At 50.8% G+C, this 22,895-nt stretch carries 17 protein-coding genes and 1 riboswitch (1 of these 18 only partly in view); of the genes, 6 read left to right on the forward strand and 11 right to left on the reverse strand.

What is annotated here, in order from left to right; translation table 11 throughout:
- The 3 genes in view from metA to RBH76_04970 are tightly spaced (at most 27 nt apart) and all read left to right on the forward strand, a layout consistent with a single transcriptional unit that may run on beyond the window.
- Positions 1-424, forward strand: partial view of a homoserine O-succinyltransferase gene (metA, locus tag RBH76_04960; GenBank protein ID WMJ84770.1) — the final stretch only. The gene continues 536 nt to the left of window position 1, outside the view; the window shows 424 of its 960 coding nt (coding positions 537-960); its start codon lies beyond the left edge, outside the window; its stop codon occupies positions 422-424.
- Positions 405-1,046, forward strand: coding sequence for an HAD family phosphatase (locus RBH76_04965; GenBank protein WMJ84771.1), 642 nt, complete (start codon positions 405-407; stop codon positions 1,044-1,046). The genes metA and RBH76_04965 overlap by 20 nt, the downstream gene beginning before the upstream one ends.
- A 27-nt stretch (positions 1,047-1,073) precedes the next feature.
- Positions 1,074-1,724 carry an N-acetyltransferase family protein gene (locus RBH76_04970; GenBank protein WMJ84772.1) on the forward strand — a complete coding sequence of 217 codons (651 nt, stop codon included), beginning with the start codon at positions 1,074-1,076 and terminating at the stop codon, positions 1,722-1,724.
- On the opposite strand, the gene RBH76_04975 is transcribed toward RBH76_04970, so the two are convergent.
- Together RBH76_04975 and RBH76_04980 are read right to left on the reverse strand one after the other, a co-directional pair.
- Positions 1,721-2,311: a site-2 protease family protein gene (locus tag RBH76_04975; protein ID WMJ84773.1), complete on the reverse strand. Its 591-nt coding sequence runs from the start codon at positions 2,309-2,311 to the stop codon at positions 1,721-1,723. The genes RBH76_04970 and RBH76_04975 overlap by 4 nt on opposite strands.
- Positions 2,296-3,126: a M23 family metallopeptidase gene (locus RBH76_04980; protein WMJ84774.1), complete on the reverse strand. Its 831-nt coding sequence runs from the start codon at positions 3,124-3,126 to the stop codon at positions 2,296-2,298. Before RBH76_04980 ends, RBH76_04975 begins: the two co-directional genes overlap by 16 nt.
- Positions 3,127-3,345: 219 nt before the next feature.
- Positions 3,346-3,438, forward strand: a riboswitch (glycine riboswitch).
- Positions 3,439-3,531: 93 nt separating this feature from the next.
- On the opposite strand from RBH76_04980, the gene RBH76_04985 reads away from it, so the two are divergent.
- Positions 3,532-4,938, forward strand: coding sequence for a sodium:alanine symporter family protein (locus tag RBH76_04985; protein ID WMJ84775.1), 1,407 nt, complete (start codon positions 3,532-3,534; stop codon positions 4,936-4,938).
- Between the two features lie 60 nt (positions 4,939-4,998).
- Here the strand turns inward: RBH76_04985 and RBH76_04990 are convergent, their stop codons facing one another.
- The 5 genes from RBH76_04990 to RBH76_05010 all read right to left on the reverse strand — a co-directional run bounded on the left by RBH76_04990 (position 4,999) and on the right by RBH76_05010 (position 13,208).
- Positions 4,999-5,619, reverse strand: a complete 621-nt coding sequence (locus tag RBH76_04990) for an MBL fold metallo-hydrolase (GenBank protein WMJ84776.1) — start codon at positions 5,617-5,619, stop codon at positions 4,999-5,001.
- 169 nt (positions 5,620-5,788) lie between these two features.
- Complete coding sequence (gene gltA, locus RBH76_04995; protein ID WMJ84777.1) at positions 5,789-7,174, reverse strand: NADPH-dependent glutamate synthase; 1,386 nt, start codon at positions 7,172-7,174, stop codon at positions 5,789-5,791.
- On the reverse strand, positions 7,167-8,018 hold the full coding sequence (locus tag RBH76_05000; GenBank protein WMJ84778.1) for a sulfide/dihydroorotate dehydrogenase-like FAD/NAD-binding protein: 852 nt from the start codon (positions 8,016-8,018) through the stop codon (positions 7,167-7,169). The genes gltA and RBH76_05000 overlap by 8 nt, the downstream gene beginning before the upstream one ends.
- A gap of 240 nt (positions 8,019-8,258) precedes the next feature.
- The gene (locus RBH76_05005) at positions 8,259-11,567 is read right to left on the reverse strand and encodes an N-acetylmuramoyl-L-alanine amidase (protein ID WMJ84779.1); all 3,309 of its coding nucleotides are present in this window, start codon (positions 11,565-11,567) and stop codon (positions 8,259-8,261) included.
- A 48-nt stretch (positions 11,568-11,615) separates the two neighbouring features.
- Complete coding sequence (locus RBH76_05010) at positions 11,616-13,208, reverse strand: family 10 glycosylhydrolase (protein ID WMJ84780.1); 1,593 nt, start codon at positions 13,206-13,208, stop codon at positions 11,616-11,618.
- Positions 13,209-13,513: 305 nt separating this feature from the next.
- On the opposite strand from RBH76_05010, the gene RBH76_05015 reads away from it, so the two are divergent.
- Entirely contained in the window at positions 13,514-13,888 is a 375-nt protein-coding gene (locus tag RBH76_05015) for a zinc ribbon domain-containing protein (protein ID WMJ84781.1), read from the forward strand.
- Position 13,889: 1 nt separating this feature from the next.
- Here the strand turns inward: RBH76_05015 and RBH76_05020 are convergent, their stop codons facing one another.
- On the reverse strand, positions 13,890-16,577 hold the full coding sequence (locus RBH76_05020; GenBank protein WMJ84782.1) for a cation-translocating P-type ATPase: 2,688 nt from the start codon (positions 16,575-16,577) through the stop codon (positions 13,890-13,892).
- Between the two features lie 225 nt (positions 16,578-16,802).
- Between RBH76_05020 and RBH76_05025 the strand changes: the two genes are divergently transcribed.
- Complete coding sequence (locus RBH76_05025) at positions 16,803-18,716, forward strand: NAD(+) synthase (protein WMJ84783.1); 1,914 nt, start codon at positions 16,803-16,805, stop codon at positions 18,714-18,716.
- Positions 18,717-18,864: 148 nt separating this feature from the next.
- On the opposite strand, the gene RBH76_05030 is transcribed toward RBH76_05025, so the two are convergent.
- The 3 genes from RBH76_05030 to RBH76_05040 form a co-directional block, all read right to left on the reverse strand.
- Positions 18,865-20,235, reverse strand: coding sequence for a D-alanyl-D-alanine carboxypeptidase family protein (locus RBH76_05030; protein ID WMJ84784.1), 1,371 nt, complete (start codon positions 20,233-20,235; stop codon positions 18,865-18,867).
- A gap of 315 nt (positions 20,236-20,550) precedes the next feature.
- Positions 20,551-20,934, reverse strand: a complete 384-nt coding sequence (locus tag RBH76_05035) for a transcriptional repressor (GenBank protein ID WMJ84785.1) — start codon at positions 20,932-20,934, stop codon at positions 20,551-20,553.
- A gap of 81 nt (positions 20,935-21,015) precedes the next feature.
- Entirely contained in the window at positions 21,016-22,800 is a 1,785-nt protein-coding gene (locus tag RBH76_05040; protein WMJ84786.1) for a Na/Pi cotransporter family protein, read from the reverse strand.
- Positions 22,801-22,895 lie beyond the last annotated feature (95 nt).

A 22,895-nucleotide genomic window follows, 5' to 3' on the forward strand; every position in this document is an offset into this window, starting at 1 on the left:
AATGCGTGGTTTTGATGAAGTGTTTTGGGTGCCGCATTCGCGTCACACCACCGTCTCTGAAAGCGATATTGAAAAGGTAGACCGCCTTGAAATTCTTGCCCGCTCGGACGAGGCGGGGGTATACTGCATCGCAGGGCGCGCCGGGCGGCAGTTTTTCATCATGGGTCATAGTGAATATGACCGAGAGACACTGGCGAATGAATATTTCCGAGACGTCGATAAGGGCCTTGATATCAAGCTCCCCCGTCATTACTTTCCTGGGGATGACCCAACGAAATCTCCACCGCTTTGCTGGCGTGCGCACTCCAGCCTGTTGTTTTCCAACTGGCTTAACTACTTTGTCTATCAGGAGACGCCGTTTGACCTGACACAGCTCACCCCACATAATAAGGAGGTAGAAATTAATGAAAGCGACCATATTTGACATGGATGGTACCCTACTCGATTCTTTGGGCATGTGGTACGGCCTCGCACCTGCTTTTTGTAAAAAGCACGATATTCTTTGGTCGCAGCAGCTTGCTGACGACCTGCTCGGTTTGGAGTTTCCTGAAGCAGCTGAACATTTCATGAGTAAATTCCCACAGCTAAACATGACACCAAACGAATTGATAGCAATATGGAACGACATGATTCATTTCAGCTATGCTAATGAGGTCATGCCCAAACCCTTTGCAATAGACTATATCAAAAAGCTTAATCAAAACAATATTCCCTGCGCAATTGCCACTATGACCAATCACGCGCTGGCCGATGCCGCGCTTGCGCACCACGGTATCACTTCATTGGTTCAAACCATTCTTACGCCAGAGGATGTCGGTGGCGTTGGTAAAGATAGGCCCAATATCTATCTTGAAGCCGCACGGAGGCTGGGTATGCCTGCCGACCAGTGCATTGTATTTGAGGATACGCTGTTCGCTATTAAAACGGCAGCAAAAGCAGGGTTCACTGTCTGGGCTATTGATGAACCACTGCAGCAGGATCGGCGCGAAATTAAAACCACATGTCACCGATATATTCACAGCTTTAAGGAATTACTGGGCGATTGATCTAAATAACTGCGAGGTACTCTTCAAATGAATAATGCTATATTGCGCATGGCCAGTGTTGCCGACGCTCAATCCCTGCTGAACATTTATGCTCCTTATATTAAAAGTACTGCTGTCACTTCTGAAGAAGAGGTTCCATCTTTAAATGAATTTAAAAACCGCATAACCGAAGCACTGATCAAGCATCCCTATATTGTCTGCGTTATTGATGATCAGATCGTCGGTTATGCCTACGGACACAGTTACCGAAACCGTTCTTCGTACCGCTGGGGTGCCGAGCTTTCGGTTTATGTTTCGAATAATTGTAAAAGCAGTAGTGTCGGCGTCGCCCTATACAGCGCACTGATCGCAATTTTGCGGCTTCAGGGGTATCAAACCGTTTTTGGCATCGTGATTTTACCCAATCTGTCGAGCCAACGCCTGCATGAATATCTGGGTTTCTCCGACAAAGGGGTTTTGACGAATGCGTGTAGCAAGCTGGGCAATTGGCATGATATTCTCACCTACGAAAAACACATCGGCACTTTCCCCGCAAACCCGCCGGAGATTGTGCCGGTAACCAATTTAGACGATTGGGACATGCGAGAAATATTTAATCGGTACGCCTCTGTTGTCAGCAACCGCAAAACAATATTGCGGCTCAATAAAAGTCGCAATGGTTTTTGGGTCATACCCTAATCGGCGCCGACCACTAATATGAACTGTTTTAATATAAGGAAGACCGCCACACCCAGCAATGGAATATTAGGTCGATTTTCAAAAAATGAGCCTATGCCTGCAACAAGTACCAATACCGCCACTAGCGCTCCAATAGCGTTCGGCACCTGCATTTTTTCAGTGTTAAACACCGCCGCATAAAGCAGTCTGAGCATGCTGCCGCCGTCCAATCCCCGCACCGGCAGCAAATTGAAGATGGAGAGCAGCAAGCTGATCTTTGCAAACCGCGGAGCAAGCGGTTTAAGTATTAAAGCAAAAAGAACACCCGCCAACGGCCCGGCCGCGAGAATAAGTAGTTCTTGACGCAATCCGGGCAGTCGACGGTAATATGGCACGATATGCGCACAGCATCCGCGCAGCCGCAACTGCAAAACGCCGTTGTTTGTGGCCACCAGCGCTATCCAGTGCCCCGCTTCGTGAACAAGTGCCGCCAACAGCAAACAAAGCGCATCACCGCCAAAATAGACAGCCGCCGCAATCACCGCGAAAAACCAAAAATCGCAGGTGATGCGCGGCTTTTTTTCATAAGATTTTATAAAGCTTGCCATCGGGTACACTCCGCCAGAGGATTGGCCGCCCTACCATTTATAATAAGTTCAAAATGTAGGTGCGGACCGGTGGAAACGCCACTGTTACCCACATATGCTAGTGTTTCACCCTGCCGTAGGCGCATTCCAACCTTAACTGCAATAATATTGCAATGGCAATAGCGGGTCTGGTACCCGCCGTGATCCAGCGTAACAAAACGGCCGTAAATTTGGGATTCCCCGGTCTCCACCACTACGCCGGGCCACGCCGCGCCAATTGGGGTATTAAGAGGCGCGGCAAAATCCACCCCGGTATGAAAATCTAGCTTTCTTGTGATGGGGTGTTTTCTTACGCCGAATGTCGAGCTTAATATTCCCTGCACCGGTAACCGCATGGGCGCAGAAAGCAGTGGTGTGATATTGGTAACACCATCAGGCAGATCATTGCTTTCAGCCTTGGGCAAAAATAGCAGTTGGCCACCCTGTCCAGCTGTTGTGGTCACATTAATTCGTGGGGAGGTACCCACCTGACTTAAAATTAACTCAATGATGCTGCGCAGACGAGAAATTTTATCCGATTCCGTCACCTTTTGTACCACTGAAAAGACCTCTACCGCCTCGGTTTCTTTAGATATCAGCGTAAAGAATGCCGTTTTAACGTCGGTCATTCCCATAAAGCTGCTCATTATAAACGCCGCAGTAATCATCATAACACAAAGCATACTTTGCAGCAGTGTTGCAAACATAAATTTGCCCTCAGACCCGTCACCACGCACGACAGTCCGACGGCGCCCCGTCGAGCCGCCTAAGGCGGAATGCATTCTCCGGCCAACCATGTCCACACCCCCTCAAAGAAGGTTATGCGCCAAAAAAACAACTTATTCCACCTGTTTGGCAACGCGTATAAAAAGTACGCCATTCGAATTTCTCCACCGAGGCAAAATACCTGAAATTGGGGTTGATTTTTGCATTCTTATGTGATATTCTAATCAAGCTGCTCCGTTTGGGCAACAGATGTCCGCCTATCGCTGTCATCGTTGCTTTTAGCGGCAGCCGTTAGATTCTCTGGAGAGTCCCGCGAAGGGCGCCGAAGGTGTAAGTTTGCAGTATGCAAGCGATCTCTCAGGCAAAAGGACAGAGTTTGGTATCTCTTTTACTTCAAGATATCACTGTTCATATTTCTCCGGAAGGTCGAAACGAAAGTTTCGGCTTTTATTTTTTATTACAGGAGGAAAAGAATTATGTTAGCACGAATGAACGAACTTATTGTATGGATTGATGATCTAGTTTGGGGGCTACCACTGATTGTATTCATTTTAATTACCGGCATTTATCTCACTGTGCGCCTCAATCTTTTGCAGTTGTTTCATCTCCCCCGGGCGTTGCGTTATATGATTAAGAACGAGGACAATGCCGACGGCGAAGTCAGTAGCTTTGGTGCATTATGCACCGCCATGTCGGCCACTATCGGCACCGGCAACATTGTCGGCGTGGCCACCGCCATTTATTCCGGCGGTCCGGGCGCACTGTTTTGGATGTGGATTGCAGCCTTCTTCGGTATGGCAACCAAATATGCAGAGGGCGTATTGGCGATAAAATACCGCGAAGTTGCACCGGATGGGCATGTTCTGGGTGGACCTTTCTACTACATAGAGCGCGGCATGGGTAGGCAGTGGCGCTGGCTTGCCAAGATGTTCGCCTTTTTCGGCATGGGTGTGGGTCTGTTTGGCATTGGCACCTTTACACAGATTAATGGCATCGCGTCAGCAGTTAAAAGTTTTTTTGACCCCGAAAGTCGTTATACGGTGACTTTGTTCGGTGCGCAGTATTCTTGGGCAGTCGTTGTTGCCGGCATCATCGTCACCCTCTGCACCGCGCTGGTCATTTTGGGTGGGCTAAAGCGCATATCGCTGGTTGCACAGATCATTGTCCCTTTTATGGCGGTTATCTATGTGATTTTCGGTATCACGTTGCTAATCTATAATGCAGATAAAATTCCAAACGCAATTAACCTTATTATCACCGGTGCCTTTAATCCACAGGCTGTGACTGGCGGCGTGGTTGGAAGCATCGCCATCGCCATGCAAAAGGGCATTGCACGCGGTATCTTTTCAAACGAAGCAGGTCTTGGCTCTGCGCCGATTGCCGCTGCAGCTGCCCAGACGAAAGAACCGGTACGTCAGGGTTTAGTGTCCATGACCGGCACCTTCATCGACACCATTATTGTCTGCACCATCACCGGCCTTTGTATCGTCACCACTGGCACCTGGAATATCGGCCTAAAAGGTGTTGACATCACCTCGCAGGCTTTTCAGAACGGCCTGCCCTTTGACCCGCGTATCTCTGCTTTTGTTTTGATGCTCAGCTTAGCCTTCTTTGCCTTCACCACCATTCTCGGCTGGGACTATTACAGCGAGCGCTGCTTGGAGTATTTCTCCAACGGTAACCAGAAAGCCGTCTTGATCTACCGTTATCTGTACATTCTCGCCGTCTTTATCGGTCCGTACATGACTGTTGCTGCCGTCTGGAATATCGCCGATATCTTCAACGGACTGATGGCCTTCCCCAACTTAATCGCACTGCTGGCACTTTCCGGCGTGGTCACCAAAGAAACGCGCGATTATTTCCGTCGTCAAAAGGTAAAATAGTATTCATTAACAAAAACAGGAACAGGCTGCAGAGCCTGTTCCTGTTTTTATACACTTTAACTAATCTGCCAAATAAGTCAGCACAGCCGTCTGCTGCGGTGTGTCAGCCGTGACTACGATGCTGTTGGTTGCGTAGTTCACAACGTTATTGCACTGTTTCGTAAAGCTCTCCAGCGTCCCGATTACCTCATAGCCCAGTTGCCCGTTGCGGTAATGCATCGGAATAACCACACGCGCACCGATTGCATCGGCCATCGTTTTAGCCTGTGACGCATCGATGGTGTAAAAACCGCCGACAGGAATTAACAAAACGTCCACCCCACGCAATACCGCCAACTGCTCTTCAGTCAGCTCACAGCCGAGATCCCCCATATGTGCCAGCCGCATCCCCTCGGCGGATATAACGCGAATCGTGTTTTCGCCGCGCTTCTCGCCCTTGGCCTCGTCATGATAGGTCGAAATCTCCTGTACGGAGAAAGTCGGAATACTACCGCTTAGCTTGACTCGCTCAACAGCACTATGGTCCCTATGCTCGTGGCTGCAAAGCACTGCATCAGCCGAAAGATTCCGCGGCAGCAGCGCATAGCCGGGGACACGCCCATCCTCATAAGGGTCAAATACGACCGAACCCTGATCGGTCTCAACCTTAAAACAGGAATGTCCATACCATGTGATTTTCATTGTCATACCTCTTTTCTTTCAGCTTTACTCTATTCTAGCATAGATGGCTGTTGCGGAACAACCCCGCCTCGGCCATCAAGCGCGCACCCTGCACCTTGATGTAAATTTTTACCGTAATGACATAAAGCCGCGAAACCAAACGGCTTCGCGGCTTTTAACGTCTTTTGAACTATTTGCTCATGATGAACTTGTCAATCGAGTCGGCAGCAATTTTGCCGGCGCCCATTGCCAAAATAACGGTAGCAGCGCCTGTAACAGCGTCGCCACCAGCGTACACGCCCGCACGGGTGGTCGCCATATCCTCGGTGCAGACAAGGCAGCCCTTGCGGTTGACCTCGATGCCGGGGGTAGTGTTCTTGATCAGTGGGTTAGGCGAGGTGCCAATCGACATAATAACGGTGTCGACATCGATAACAAAGTTAGAGCCCTCTTTTTCAATCGGACGACGACGCCCAGAAGCATCCGGCTCACCGAGCTCCATCTCAACGCACTCAATACCAGTGACATGCCCCTTCTCGTCACCGAGAATCTGGACAGGGTTATTGAGCAGCTTAAAGATGATGCCCTCTTCCTTTGCATGATGCACTTCTTCCGCTCTAGCGGGCAGCTCTTCCATGCCGCGGCGATAAACAATATAAACGTTTTCAGCTCCAAGGCGCTTCGCGCAGCGTGCAGCGTCCATAGCCACGTTGCCGCCGCCAACAACAGCGACCGAGTTGCCGTGGAAAATCGGAGTCATATAGTCGTCGAGATATGCCTTCATCAGATTGGTTCTGGTCAGGTACTCGTTAGCCGAATAAACGCCGAGCAGGTTCTCGCCCGGAATATTCATAAAGCTGGGCAGACCTGCGCCCGAACCGATGAATACAGCTTCGTAGCCACCCTCAAACAACTCATCAACCGAAATGGTACGGCCGACAATGTAGTTGGTCTTGAGCGAAACACCCAACTCCAACAGATTATCAACTTCCTTTTTGACGATAGCCTTCGGCAGACGGAATTCCGGAATGCCGTAAGACAGAACGCCGCCTGCAACGTGCAGCGCCTCATAGATCGTAACTTCATAGCCCTTGGCAGCAAGATCGCCCGCGCAGGCAAGTCCCGCAGGACCGGAACCAACGATAGCGACCTTATGCCCATTTGCAGCCGGCTTATCACCAGCAGAAAAATTATGCTCACGCGCATAGTCGGCGACAAAGCGCTCAATACGGCCGATGCCGACTGCTTCGCCCTTGATACCGCGGACACACTTAGCTTCGCACTGAGTTTCCTGCGGGCAGACACGGCCGCTGACGGCCGGTAGGCAGTTGGTGGAAAGGATGATGCGATAAGCCGCCTCAAAGTCCTCTTCAGCTACCTTTTGCAGAAACTCGGGGATACGCACGTTGACAGGACATCCCGCCACGCAGGGCTTGTGCTTGCAGTTGAGGCAACGCTTGGCCTCGTCAACAGCCATCTCGGGGGTATAACCGAGAGCAACCTCTAAAAAGTTCTTGTTACGCACATTCGGATCTTGCTCCGGCATGGCGGTTTTAGTCGCAATCATATTAGCCATTGTGGTGACCTCCGTGTAAACCAATGCGGCAAACGTGCTCGTCCTTCGCTTTTTCCATCTCCTTGTAGAAGCTGTTGCGGTTCATCAATCCGTCATAATCCACAAGGTGACCGTCAAAGTCAGGGCCGTCGACACAGGCAAACTTGGTCTCGCCGCCGACCGTTACACGACATCCACCGCACATGCCGGTGCCGTCGATCATAACGGGGTTGAGCGAAACAATGGTCTTGATGCCATATTTCTCAGTAACCTTTGAAACAAACTTCATCATCGGAATCGGGCCGATGGCGATGACGAGATCATAGCCCTTGCCCTCGTTGATAAGCGCTTCAAGCTGGTTGGTAACAAAGCCGTGAATACCGTAGCTGCCGTCATCGGTCGTAATATAAAGATTGTCGCAAGCTGCCGTGAACTCGTCTTCCAGCATGACGGCTTCCTTGGTCTTAAAGCCAGCAATAACATCGACAGGAATACCCATCGTGTGCAGCGCTTTGGCCTGCGGATAAGCAATCGCACAACCAACACCGCCGCCTACAACACAGGCCTTAGTGGCACCGTCATAGTGGGTGGGCTCACCGAGCGGTCCTACGAAATCGGCTATATAGTCGCCCTTTTCCTTCATAGACAGCAAACGGGTGGTCGCACCGGCAACCTGAAACATGATCGTAACCTCGCCAGTGGCCGGATCGGCATCCGCAACAGTCAGCGGGATACGCTCGCCCATTTCATCCACACGCAGAATGATAAATTGTCCAGCCTTTACGCGCTTGGCAATATCAGGCGCATCCACCTTCATTAGCATTGCGGCGCTGCTCAGGCTTCTCTTTTCCGTAATACGGTTCACACTCTCACTCCATTTCAATAATATTAGCCCACAGAAATCCTACATAGAAAACTGTGAATTCGAGCCAACGTAATGTATTATATCGCAATCTCTTTCCACATGCAACAGGACATCAGCAGTTTTTTTAGGCAATTTACTGAAACCCCACTATTGCGCAGAAAATTCCCATCATAAATCAATTTCCATAATGTCGACATAAAACACTTGATTTAAACATCTGCCACTTTGCGAAAAATTTGGTTATTCTACAACCAACGTACATTCGGCTTTAAGGTCGCTACGACCCTGGACGGTGGCAATCAGTTTCATTTCACCCTCCGCCTTGGCTGTGACGACCAACTTATTCTCAAACGACCCGAGATCCGCCGTTGCACCGTCTCCTGAAGCGGCCCAAACAACGGTGAATTTATCGTCAGTATTCCACTGTGCTGTAATTTCAACTTCTTCGCCCGGTGAAAGGGTTAGCTCCGTCTCGCTGAGATAAAATTCTACATCGCTGCCTTCGGCGGCACTCTGCCCGGTGCCGATACCGTTGTTGGCCAGGTTGGAGTCGGCGCTGTTATTTTTGCCAGCGTCGCCCACCGACTGGCCGCTTGTTTCGGTGCCGGTCAGACTGCCCGCACTACCCATATATTTAAGGTAAGAGCCGATGGCATTGGCAAGTCCATTGGCGATGTTGCTCTGATAACCTTCGTTGATCAGCTTATGGTATTCGGTCTGATTAGACATGAAGCCCGTCTCAACCAGAATGGCCGGATACTGCATACTGCGGGTGACATAGTAATAGCCAAACTTCTGCCCACGGTTATTGGTGCTAAGTGCTGAAGCAACATTGGCCGAAGCAAACTGCGCCAGCCCCGAGGACCAGTAGTTAAAGTAATAGGCTTCGGTACCCGCCGCGGAGGCATTATAAGCCGAGGAGTTGGAATGTACACTGATAAACAGATGTGGGTCGGCTGCCGCGGTTCCGGCTACGCGCTGTTCAAGCGAGCTGTAGTTATACTGATTGCTGTTGGTGACCATCACAGTGGCACCGCGATTCTTGAGAATGCTGACCAGCTTTGAGGTGATGGCGTAATTGACCGCCCGCTCAGGGTAAGCGGACAAATAACCCAAGGCGCCGACGTCACTGCCACCGTGACCCGGATCGATAACGATTTTAGCGCCACTCAAATTACTGTTGGTGACAATAGGCGGATTATTAAAGCGCAAGACCAAATTGCCATCATTATCATAATAAGGATACATGCCCATGAACTTGCCGGACGAGCGGAGCGTCAGCGTCATGGTGTCACCCGAAAAGTCCACTGCCGAGAACAGCGGGTTTTTCGAAAGTTTCATGCTATCGGGCAGGGAATTGGTATAGTTAAACTTAAAGGTCAGCTTGTCCGCCGCGTAGGTCGCCACATAAGAAACCTGCTGCCGGGTTGCCAGAATAATTTTGGTGTAGCGCGAATCGCTCTTAACGGTGCAGCCGGTAATCTGGTTGCCCACCGCCGCCGAACTCACCGACACCGTCGCAATATCGTCAGCAAAGACGCGCAGACCCGACTGTAGGCGATAGAAGCGGTAGGTCTGAAGCTTATTCTTATTTGTAAAGGTATATTTCAGCTCTTCGCCCACGACATAATCCAAAGCACCCTTGGGCAGCGGGAAATAGGATGGCTCTGAATACTGAGAAACAGTGTCACCTCTGAAAGTCTCGGCCAGATCGGCTGTTACCACCACGGGCGTACCATCGGAGGGCAATACCCGTTTATTAACAATAATTTTAGCACCGCTCTTACTCTTGGTCAACCCATTCCATTCGCCATATACCGTCACAGCGCCCAGATTTTGCTCTTCAGTTTTAGCATCCGGTACGGTGTAAACGCCGGTGAAGCGTGCGTAAGCTGTATCACGATATTCATCGTCCTGCTGTCGGTCATCGTTTTGTTTTAACATTACGGTCGTACCACCTATAACAGCGTAGACCTTGGCCTCAGCGTAAGCGACGGCGTCAATGGTCAACTTGGTGGAGCCATCGACATTCAGCGTGCCACTGCCGGGCGAAACCTGTTTGACAACTTCGGTAATGCGCGTAATGTTATAGGTAACGGTTTTACCCTTATGATTAATTTTAAAGACGTTTTCGCCCTCTGTCAGCGGCATTTCAAGCTGGAAGTAGCCGTTTTCGTCGGTCGTAATTTCAACACCGTTGATGGTCGCGTCGGTGTTCGGGTCAGTGTGCCCTGTAAACAACACCGTCGGGTCAAAGGACGTAAAAGTGGTCTTGCTCGGCTTGGTCAATTCAAGATCCTGCATGATATGCTCGGGTTTGACGCTGCCCCCAAAATAACCCACCAGTTTTGAAGCACAGTCCTTTGGATTTTCTACTAGCCGGGTCAGGCTATTGAAAATGCTGCCGTCGTAGCCCGGTAGTTCGCGCGCTTCGATTACCTGACGCGCCAGCTGATCATATTCGGTCCAGCCCACCGCCTCGGTCACGGCACGATCAGCCGCATGCATGATATAAAGCGGCGTCCCTGTCTTATCCGCAACGTTAGCCCACCAGGATGCAACCACCTGGTACGGCGTCTGAGCATCGTCAATCGAGCCATAAGCCTTGACTGCGACAAAGTCGGCTAGTCCGGTTTCCATAAACTTCAGCGTATCGGCGTTGCCATCGGCGAATGCTGAAAAAACTGCCTTAGTGGCCGAACCATTCTCGTTCTCATAGTCGTTGGCCCAAACCGCTTCGCTTAAAAGTCCTATGGCGACTGAGGGGGAGGTGCGGCCAAGCTCGTCTCTCACCAGCGTCAGCAGTGTTTCGGGCACCGCGCGCATATATGCTTCAAAGCCGATGCCACCGCCCAGCGCCAGATAGTTTGAATAGCTCCTTTTGCTTTGTACATTATAATAGCCATCCAATAGCACACCGTCAGGCTGATAACGTGAGGTGAACGACGCAATGTCACTTGTCACGCCGTCTATCAGCGAAGATGTTGCCTTGCCCAGCACGGCAATTTTATCATTAAAAGCAACGTCGGTTATGTAATAGGTCGTGTACACATAGAGCCCGGCCTCGCGCGCCTGTGTAATGGCAGAGAGCAGCGGGTCCAGCCGCTCTTCCTCACAGGTCAGGCAAGGCAAAAACGATGACGGGTACAGTACGTTGCCGTCGTTGTCCAGCGTGTCGATTACCACTGCGTTCATCGTCAGGTCCAGAGCAGCATTAATCGCCTTGTCGATCCCCGCTGCCATTTCTTCGTCACTGCCAGTCACCGGGAAATCCACGCCCGGTTTCAGTGTAACAGCACGCAATTCGTCGGGGAAAACCTTTTGGGCTATGGGCTGCGCATCCGGCGCAGACGACGCGCTTGTCGCCTCGCTTTGCACCTCTGAGGAAGACTGCCGCCCCCCGCCAAAGGCTGCTTTATTGACGAATAAAGGCGAATCGGTATCATTGGCAAGCAACGCAAGCACACCGGTCGCTGCTGTCAGCAGCACCAGTGTCATGCAAAGAAATATCGCCATGTGCTTTTTACGCTTTTTAGTACGTCTTGCCACCATTGTTCCCCTTATGTGTTAGTTTTGCATGTGGATTGCGCCGCCGTTTTAAAGCACGGCCTTCAGGTTGGCACGCTCTTTAGAAATATGGCTTGAGACAGCACTCGCAGGGTTAAAAAGCGAATCGTATCGATAGAGCAAAAAGCCCTGATAATTTGAAGCTTCGCGTGCCTCCTCCACCATATCCCGCATCATGGTGGTGCAGTTTATCCATTCACTTGCACCACTGCCAGCCCACTTGTCAGAAACGCCACATTTATACACCGCTAAACCGACATAAAGCGCAACGTCCGAGTTGCGGCACATCTTATTCCACAGTGCCAGCGTACTTGTATAGGGCACCGAGTCGTTGTCAAAGCCGTAATAAATCTGCGGGCAGATATAATCGACATAGCCGCTGTTAGACAGCCATTTCTCCACATCGGCGAACTGGCCGTTGTAGTTATTGTCCATGTGTGCCTGCGGGCTGATGCCAAACAGCACCGAAGAGTCGGCAGCCTTTACCGCCGCATAGACCTGCCGAACCAGCGTGTTGACATTCTCACGCCGCCAATCAGCCTGAGAGAGTGATCCGCCTGCCGAACAGTAATCGCGGTAATAAACCGCGTCAAACGCCCCATCGGTCGTCGGATAAAAATAATCATCAAAGTGGATGCCGTCTATATCATAGTTTTCCACCAGCTCGACGACGCCCTGTGTAATAAGCGCACGCGCGGTTTTGCTGGCCGGGTTGTAGAAAATGCCGCCGTTATAAGAAATTGCCGTGTCCTTGCCCTTTTTGATCGCCTGTACCGCCGGGTTTGAAGACGACAGCTTACGCGTGCTACCAATGGCCAATACGCGGTAGGGATTTATCCATGCCTCGATACGCAGGTCGTATTTTTTCGCAGTCGAAATCATGATCTCGAGTGGATCATAACCGGGATTAGTACCTTCGTTATCGGTGAGCACATAGCTCCACGGAAAAATATCCGAATCATACATCGCGTCGCCAAACGGGCGCACCTGAACAAAAACCGTGTTTAAGCCGTAATTCGCAATGGTCTTAAAAGCGCTGTTAATATTTGAAGCAAAGCTCGACCGGTTCTGATCTTTGGCCATCGAGTAAAAATCAAGATAAGAAATCCAGATGCCACGAACCTCGTCCGCACTATTTGACGGGGTATAATCAACCTCCACTTCGGGTGGGGCCTCGGGTTGGCTGGAAACAGGTGCCTGACTACTCGGAGTTTCCGGTTTAGCTTGAGGCGCTGCCTCGGAACTCGATATGGGCGCCTGGCTGCTCGGCGTTTCCGGTATAGTCTGAGATACTGCAGTCGAACTCGATGTGGGTGCCTGGCTGCTCGAAGCCTCGGGTTTAGCCTGAGAGGCTGCTGCCGAACTAGATGTGGGCGGTACTTCAGACTTCGGCACCGAAGACGAAGATGACGCTTCAGACGCATTATCGTTCCCGGCAGGCAACGACTGATCCGCCGGCGGGAATTCCCCAGGGTACGTATCCTCGCTTGACACACTGCTGCTTTGCTGCGGCTCAATCTTTCCTGTGCTCGAAACCACTCCATTGCCGCATCCAGCCAGCGCCGTTACAAAAATGCTAGCTGCCAACAACAGGGTGACATACTTACTGATACTGCGTTTCATTCTTTTACCTCACAATACACCATATAGCACTTTATTTTACCGCTTATCGCCAGTTGGGTCAAGTCAAACCAGGCGCACTTTCTTGTAATTCATAGCAAAACGGTACGGTAAATTATGTAAAGAGTAGTTTGGTCTTCCTCAATGACATGCACGCAATGGAAAATACACCACTTCACCTTTAAATAAGGAAGTTCCCACCTTTTTTTCTTAAGATTATAGTGCAATAGTTTTGGCAGATTATTGCCGTCTTGACCAAATTCGCTGTTGGTATTATTATGTAGAAAGTAGCAAAGGAGGCGCCGCAAATGTTTTTCATCGGATTATTCGGCACAAATTTCAAAGTAACCTCAGCTGGCTATGTTCAGGCCGGTCACTGTCCCTGTTGCGGCAGCGAGGAGCCGTTTCACCTCGCGAGAAAGTACCATTATTTCCATGCTTTTTTTATTCCGCTTTTTAAATTTCAATCTTCTTATTTTGCAACCTGCCCTAAATGCGCCAGCGTTTTTGAGGTCAGCGATGTCATCGGCAAAGATGCCGAACAAAACGGCACAGCACGAGCCGCCCAAGGGGCGTTGCATCTTCTGCAGAACAACTACCGCCCGGCCTGCCCGCACTGCGCCGCGTTGCTGGGATCAGACGACCTTTTTTGCCGAAACTGCGGCAGATCGGTTGATAAATAACTCAACCACTATATTGTTCGGTTAAAGCCTTTCGCCGTTGCGAGGGGCTTTTTTGGTTATTATATGTCCCTTGACCTCCTGCGCGACGCGGCCGCTTTTTAGAAAACAGCAGCGTCACCGACGATATGGCCGGAACAGCCAGACTGCACAACAACACCGTTTTCATTTGATCAGCAGTCAGAGCCGTAGTGAGAAACACCGACGAAATTGCCGGATGATACACCGCTCCAAACACACAGGCTATCGAAGCCAATGCCGCCGCCAGAAGCAGCGGGTTGGTAAAGGGATTAACCTGTAATAACCCTTTGGTCTCGCTGCGGCATTCAAATACATGGAAAAGCTGCGTCATAGTCAGCGTACACAACGCCGCTGTACGCGCGGTTTTAAGGTCGGCTCCGCTACCTGAAATCAACGAGAATACGCCAAGTGTCGTCAGGCCTATCAACACCCCGCGGAACAAAATTTTCCCCAATAGTCCGCCGGAAAAGATGGAATCCTCCGCTCGGCGCGGGGGCTGGCGCATGACCTGTGGATCAGAAGGCTCCAGCCCAAGCGCGATGGCCGGCAGGCCGTCGGTGACAAGGTTCACCAACAGTAGTTGGATCGGCGTGAGAATGACTGGCATCCCCATAAGCATTCCGACGAACATCGTAAAAACCTCTCCCGCGTTGCAGGAGAGCAGATAGCGCAAAAACCGGCGGATGTTCTGATAAATTGTACGGCCTTCCTCCACCGCCGCCACCAGGGTCGCAAAATTATCATCCAGCAATATAACGTCAGCAGCCTCTCGAGTTACATCGGTGCCGCTGGCACCCATGGCAACGCCGATGCTTGATTCTTTGACGGCAGGCGCATCGTTGACCCCGTCTCCCGTCATGGCGACAATCTCACCGTTTTCTTTCATACTGCGCACAATGCGCAGTTTGTGCGCCGGGCTGACGCGTGCAAATACCGTTGCGGTTTTACAGCACTCCAGAAGTTGCGCGTCGGTCATGGCGTCAAGCACATCTCCGGTGATCACATCATCCTCACCGCGCAAAATACCAAGCTGTTTGGCAACCGCCTTAGCGGTTGCGGCGTGGTCGCCGGTGATCATCACAGCGCGAATCTGCGCTGTGCGGCAGGCCGCCACAGCCGCCGCCGCTTCTGGCCGGGGCGGATCAAATAATCCAATCAATCCGGCAAACACCAGATTGTTTTCGGATGCCTCCCCATTTTGCCCCTGCTCGCGGAAGGCAAAGCCCATCACCCGCAATGCATCCCCCGCCAGACGGGTGTTGTCTCCGATAATTTTTCGTCGCAGTTCTGGGGTAAGCGGTACACTGCCCTGAGCCGTGGCAATTCGAGTGCAGCGCGATAGCACCAGCTCAGGCGCCCCTTTCATATAGATACGGTTCACCCCGTCGGCGCAGCCGCCCCAGACGGTCATACGCTTTCGGGTTGAATCAAATGCCAGCTCGCCACGCCTGAAAAAATCTGCAGGACGTACACCGGCATCCAACGCCGTTTTAAGCAGCGCAGTTTCGGTCGGATCACCGGAAAACATGAGGCTGTCCGGTTCTTCGCGGCCCCAAAACCCGCGCTTTTTAGGTTGCGCTCTGGCATCGTTACAAAAGGCCGCGGCTTCCAGCAGATGCTTTATCTCCGGGTGGCGCATCGGCAACTGTTTTATCTGTCCGGGTACATGTTCCCCCGATATTGTCACCAGTTTTTGCACCGTCATCCGGTTTTGAGTCAGCGTACCGGTTTTGTCGGAGCAGATCACTGTGGCACAACCCAATGTCTCCACTGCGTGAAGGTGCTTAATCAGCGCGTTTCGGCGCAGAATTCGCCGTACCGCAAGCGCCAGCGAGATGGTTACAATGGCTGGCAACCCTTCCGGTACCGCTGCCACCGCAAGACTGATGCCGGTAATCAACATGTTCAGTGGCGCTTCTCCACGCCACACCCCCGCCGCCGCCACCAACATGCAGATAACAAGGCAACCCGCGCCAATCACCCGGCCCACCTGATCCAGCCTCTTTTGCAGCGGCGTCTGCTCTTCTTCAATATCACTGAGCATTCCAGCAATGGCCCCCATCTCGGTCGCCATGCCGATGGCGGATACCTGTGCCTCGGCGTGGCCGGCTACTACATGGGTACCCATAAACACCATCGCATCATGTGCCGCTCGCGCATTTGCCTCGTTGCCGGTAACCGCCCGCTTGGTGCAGGCCTCTGACTCGCCGGTGAGCAGTGCCTCGTCGCAGGCCAGCGCATTTTGCGTCAGCACCACCGCATCGGCAGCAACACAATCCCCTGCCGAAAGCAGTAACAGGTCGCCCTGCACCACCTTGGCCGCAGGAATTTCAATTTCACGTCCGTCGCGCCTTACGCGGGCCAGTGGAGCCGAAAGCTTTGCCAGCGCTTCTAGTGTCTGTTCGCAGCGCAATTCCTGAAAAAATCCTAGCAACGCATTTATAAGTACAATCACCACAATGGCAACCGCTTCGTGCAACTCGCCTAAAACCGCCGAAACCGCCGTAGCAATCAATAGTATTATGACCATCAGATCGCGGAACTGTCCCGCAAAAATTTTTAATGCTGAATGCTTCTTTCCGGTATCCAACCGATTTTCTCCGTTTTCTAGCAGCCGCTGCTGTGCTTCTTTGGTTGTCAGTCCTGCCATTTCATCCCGCCCGTGCCCCATGAAAAAATCCCCCTTCTTGTCCTTTTAACTTATTTATATTTATTCGGGGATGTCCAAAAATATGATGAGATCAAAACGTGCGGTAACCTTTGACAATTTTTCTGTTTACGCGTAAAATAAATGCAATTGCTTATACTGCTTTAAGATAGAAATGACGCTATGTTGCATTTTGTTTTAATCGTTTTTGATTGAGCAGTATTGAAAATGGCACGGAGGTTTTTTGATATGAAAAACGGCTTTATCCGCGTGGCTTGTGCCTCCCCCGAGCTGAGGGTGGCGGACTGCGCTTTCAACGCCGGAAAAATGGTGGAAGTGCTCAAAGATGCCATGACCAAAAGAGTTCGTCTGCTTGTATTCCCGGAGCTTTCGCTAACCGGTTATACCTGCGGCGACCTGTTTTCGCAGCAGGTGCTGCTTGATGGTGCACAACGAGGATTGCGCACACTGCTTAGAGCCTCGGTGGGCTATGAGATGGTGATCGTCGTCGGCATGCCGGTGTCGGCGTTTAACAAGCTGTATAACTGTGCGATCGTAATACAGAACGGCAAGCTGCTGGGTGTTGTACCTAAGGCCAGCCTACCAAACTACGGCGAATTTTATGAGCGACGCAATTTCACCCCCGCTTTTCCCGGCATCAACAGCATTACATTATGCGGCCAGACCGTACCTTTCGGGCAAAATCTGTTGTTTAACTGCGAAGAGTTGCCCGATTGGACCCTTGCAGTAGAAATCTGTGAGGATCTCTGGGTACCACAGCCACCCTGCATCTCTCACGCGCTGGCTGGAGCAACGGTGATTGCCAATCTGTCAGCCAGCGATGAAATTGTCGGAAAGGCCAACTATCGCCGCCAGATGCTGCAAAGTATTTCGGCCCGTCTGCTCTGCGGTTACCTCTATGCAAACGCTGGCAACGGTGAATCTACCACCGACATGGTGTTTGCGGGCAACTCGATGATCGCCGAAAATGGCACATTGCTGGCAGAAGCACCACTTTTCTCGAATGAACTGGTCTACACCGAGCTTGATGTCCATCGTTTAGCAGGTGAGCGCCGGCGGATCAGTAGCTACCCCGCCGCAAACGACGAGGGCTATCGGCGCATTCCCTTCTCGGTTACGGTTGCTGAAACCACCCTCACCCGCTATGTTGCACCGCTTCCCTTTGTTCCATCTTCCTCAGCCGAACGGGCCGAGCGCTGCGAAGATATTTTGGCGATTCAGGCGCACGGCCTACGTAAGCGGCTACTACATTCCGGTGCTAAAACGGCGGTATTGGGTCTTTCTGGCGGACTTGATTCCACCCTCGCGCTGCTGGTATGCGCCCGCGCCATGAAGCTACTAAATCGCCCCATTACCGACATTGTCGCGGTCACCATGCCCTGCTTTGGCACCACCGCTCGAACAAAGGGCAACGCCGAGCTGTTAGCTGAAAAGGTCGGCGTACAACTGCGCACCATCGACATCGCCAAAGCGGTGGAAGTGCATTTTGATGATTTGGGCCACGACCCTAAAACCCTAGACGTCGTTTTTGAAAACTCTCAGGCCAGAGAGCGCACCCAGCTGTTGATGGATATTGCCAATCAGACCGAAGGCATCGTCATTGGCACCGGCGACCTTTCAGAGTTGGCGTTGGGCTGGGCAACCTATAACGGCGATCACATGTCGATGTACGGCGTGAATGCCTCGATTCCCAAAACCCTTATTCGGCACCTTGTGCGGTATGAGGCCGATCTGACCACCGATGATGCGCTGCGCCATGTATTGCTCGACGTGCTTGATACCCCTGTCTCGCCCGAGTTGTTGCCCGCCGAAAACGGCGAAATCTCGCAGAAAACCGAAGGCATTGTCGGCCCCTATGAGCTGCATGATTTTTTCCTCTACTACTCGGTGCGTTGGGGCTTTACCCCTCAGAAGGTGCTACGCCTAGCCGAGGTGGCTTTTGCCGGAACCTATAACCGCGCCACCCTTTTAAAATGGATGCGCACCTTCTACCGTCGCTTCTTCTCGCAGCAATTCAAACGCTCCTGTCTGCCGGATGGCCCCAAAGTCGGTTCACTGACGCTGTCGCCCCGCGGCGATTGGCGCATGCCCAGCGATGCATCTTCGGCCCTCTGGCTCGAGGAAATAGATAACCTATGTTGATGCAAGGCATCTTTGAGTCGTAACCATGATTAAAGGCCAACGTCTAAGCGGCGTTGGCCTTTATTTTACCAAAAACAAGCTGAAGCGAAGTCAAGGACTTCGCTTCAGCTTGTTTCAAATAAAGCCTTTTTATCAAGGCATGATTATTTTATAACCGCCGCTGCGCATAAGAGCTCCTAGCTGCGCGTGCGGTCCCCAGCGCCTCCCGGCGCTGCCGTTCCCACTCCTGCTTTTTGCGGGCTTTGAGCAGGCGTTTCTGCTCCAACATCCGCAGATTGTGTCGGCGTATAGCAAACAACACCAGCACCGATGCCACGAATACGGCAGCAAGCGCTTTAAGCCAGAATCCGGGGCTGATTCTAGAAGATGATACAGGCGTACCGGACGGTTCTACCGTTGTCGCAGCAGCCTCAACTGGCACCTCATCGAGCGTCCATTCCAATGCCACCTCACCTAGTTCGTTGCCATCTGGATCAAAAAATTTGATACGTGGATCGATTGTATCGCCAGCTTTATAGCTTTCGGGTGCAACCAACTCTGAGGTGATATCTATTTTAGCCACCGTAGGCGGGCGAATGATATCAATATCCTGAGAAGGTATCAACACCTTACCGGTTTGAACATCTCCGTCATAAACTGCGATCGGCGTTTTCTCATATTGGTTCACCGTCATTGTAGCGGTGGAAAATTCATCAAAACAATAATCAAGCAACTTTGCGGCATCAACATACTTTTCATACTGTGTCCTGGTTTTCATAACCACGCAGATCAGCTCCATGTTACCGCGCTTGGCCAGCGTGACAAGCGTGTGCTGAGCCTCTGGTGTCCACCCCAGCTTACCGCCCTCAGTGCCCTCATAGTAATATTTTGACTCCACCAGCATGTGATGATGTGTACCGAAGGTTCGCGACTGCTTTTGTTTATTGGTCGGGGGGATGGTATATTCTTCAGCACCGAACAACGCTCTGAATCCATTTACCGTCAATGCCCAACGGGTAAGCAACGCCATGTCATAGGCGCTGGTGTAGTGATTTTTATCATGCAAACCGTGTGCATTAACAAAATGACTGTCCTTTGCCCCTAGCTCGGCCGCCTTTTGGTTCATCAGGTCAGCAAAGGCATCAAGACCACCCGCCGTATACTCCGCCAAGCCGTTGGCCGCATCGTTTGCAGACTCGACCATGGTGGCGTTTAGCAGCGCTTCTACCGAAACCTGTTCCTCTTCGGTCAGCGCTATGTGTGTGGAACCATAGTCTATTGAGTGGGTCGCCTCATAGCTCATTGTATGTATATCCTGCGGCGAGCCATTTTGAAGGGCCAACGCACAGGTTAAAATCTTAGTAATGCTGGCTGGGTACATCTGAGTGTGCGCGCCTTTGGCGGCAAGTACCTGGCCAGATTTAACATCCATGACAACATAGGTTTCAGAATTGACGGCCGGTGGCGCGGCTGCGGTACAAAACTGCACCAGCATGGCCGACGTCAATAAAGCCGACAGCAGACCTGTCACAAATTTCATCGGTTCACCTCTGTATGATCTGTCCACATGGATACACATGGGCAGATGTTATTGATTTTTATTATAGCACAAAATTAGAAAGGAAAGGTGAAGTTTCGCCAAAAATGCGCAGCAAAAATACAACAAATTATGGCAATAAAAAAACCGCCTGCAAACACAGATTTGCAGGCGGTTTAAAAATTGTATTGACGCATAATTGTATACATTTCGCATGATTGAAAAGGCAACAGCCCAAATGCAACCCGGCGAAAACAAACTAACTCCGTACAAAACAAAAGCCGTTTTGTCCTTCAAGCATAGGATAAAACCTTCTGTTTAAGACCCGCCCTCTTCAATACACTCAGCACAAGTGCCATAAAAAATGACTTCGCAACCGTCTATGCAATGCTTTTCGTTGCCTGAAATCAAAGACCGCCAAGCTCCCTCAGGCCCCATAATATCAATGACCTTTTTACAGGTTTTGCAGCACAAATGATAGTGCTGCTCAATGTTTCCGTCAAACCGGTCTGGGGAACCAGCAACATGCAGTTTCCTTATAACGCCGGTTTCGCAAAGCTGATTGAGGTTGCGATAAACCGTCGCCAGGCTCAGACGAGGATAATCGCCCTTGAGCTTACGATAAACAGTTTCTGCTGTAGGGTGCTCGTCGGTGTGCCGCAGTGCGTCAATTATGAGCTCACGCTGTTTTGAATAATTCATGTCATCACCTTTTTTCAAATACCATGGGTAATTGCTACCATACCGTAAAAGCACATTCTAATTTACACCATGTCGCCCTTGCTATTTATAGTCGGATTGAATTGCGTTGTAGTATTGGTTCATGTAGCTTTGGTAATTAGCTACATAATCCGAATCTCCCGACTCATGCGCACGTTTGATGTACTCATGCGATTCATAACGCGCACGATCATCCTTATTGCCGATGATGCTCAGGCCAATGTTGGAGCAGTGGTCAGCAATACGCTCCAGATTTGTAAGAATTTCGAGAAAGACAATGCCGCTATGAATGTTACATTCACCACTCTTTAAACGTTCAACATGCATATCCTTTAGACGCTCTACAATAGCGTCTATAGTTTCCTCCAACGGTTCTATCCGTTTGGCAATGGCAATACTAGACGACAGCTGAGCCTTATTAGCCGTATCAATAATGTCGTTGACAGCTAAGATCAGCACGTCCAGTTCGTCGAGGGCCTGCTGCGAAAACGCCACACCATTTGACTCCATTTCATCGGCGCATTCCATCAGGTTGGTGCAGTAATCACTGATGCGTTCGTAGTCCTTGACCATGTGCAGCGCTATAGAAATGGCACGGTTGTCGTCATCCGAAACTTGCTGGGCCGAAAGCTTGATCAGATAATGCTCCAGCTTGTCCTCCATTTTGTCGATCAGGTTTTCGTTCTCATTGATTCGATCAACCGTCTTGGAATCAAATTTGGCCAATAGTGCAACACTATCCAAAAAGTTTTGTTGGGCATATTCCCCCATTTTGGTAATCATATGATCACATTGCTGCAGTGCTATGGAGGGAGATTTGAGTAAACGTTCGTCAAGCAGTTCGAGTACCTTTAACTTTTCGCCCTCGCCATCATCCTTAATAGTTGTGTAGGCCAGCCGTTCCAAAACTCGAGCGAAGGGAATAAGCAGTACCGTCACCACTATATTAAAAAATGTATGAAAATTCGCAATACCTGTACGGCCTATCGTCTCATTCCAAAAACTTGGCGCACCCAGCATAGCTTTAAGACCATAGGCTGCGGTCAAAAATGCCATAGTACCAATGATGTTAAAATACAGGTGGAGCAACGCCGAACGTTTTGCATTCTTGGAAGCGCCGATAGAAGAAATTAATGGCGTGATACAGGTGCCGATATTTTGCCCCATAATAATTGGGAAGGCCGTTGAAAAATACAGCACACCAGTGGAGGATATCGCTTGAAGCATACCGACCGACGCCGAAGAGCTTTGAATAATAGCCGTTACAATGGCGCCCGCCAGCACGCCAAGAACCGGATTGGACATTGCTGTCAGTGCATTGATGAACGCCGGAGAATCCCTCAACGGGGCTACTGCGGCTTCCATCGAAAACATTCCAGCAAATAGGATACCAAAGCCGACAAGCATCTGGCCGATCTCACGGCGCTTGGCCTTTTTTGAAGCCATATACATCAAAATGCCCACCATAGCCGCCAGCGGAGCAAGGGTAGAAGGTTTAAAAAACCGGAGCACCACACTGCTACTATCAATATCTGATAGACGTATGAGCTGCGCAGTGACGGTTGTTCCAATATTAGCGCCCATAATTACGCCCGCAGCCTGCCGTAACTGCATAATGCCGGCGTTGACGAGACCCACCACAATAACGGTGGTTGCCGATGAGCTTTGCAAAACTGCGGTGACAACGGCGCCGAGCGCCACGCTGGACAAGATATTTCCGGTGAGCTTCTCAAGCGCTTTTTCCATTTTGCCGCCTGAAATCTTTTCAAGCCCATTGCCCATAACGCTCATTCCGTACAAAAAAAGCGCTACACCGCCGCCCATGGCAATCAAATTAAGGATGGTCATAAACGTTGCTCCTCTTAAAGCTTTTTTATGTGGTCCACTGCATATCTATATTTTACAATGTACTGACCTAAAGTTAACATGTTCTTTTTTATTGT

This window comes from Oscillospiraceae bacterium MB24-C1 (assembly GCA_030913685.1).
Classification (GTDB): Bacteria; Bacillota; Clostridia; order Oscillospirales; family Ruminococcaceae; genus Yanshouia.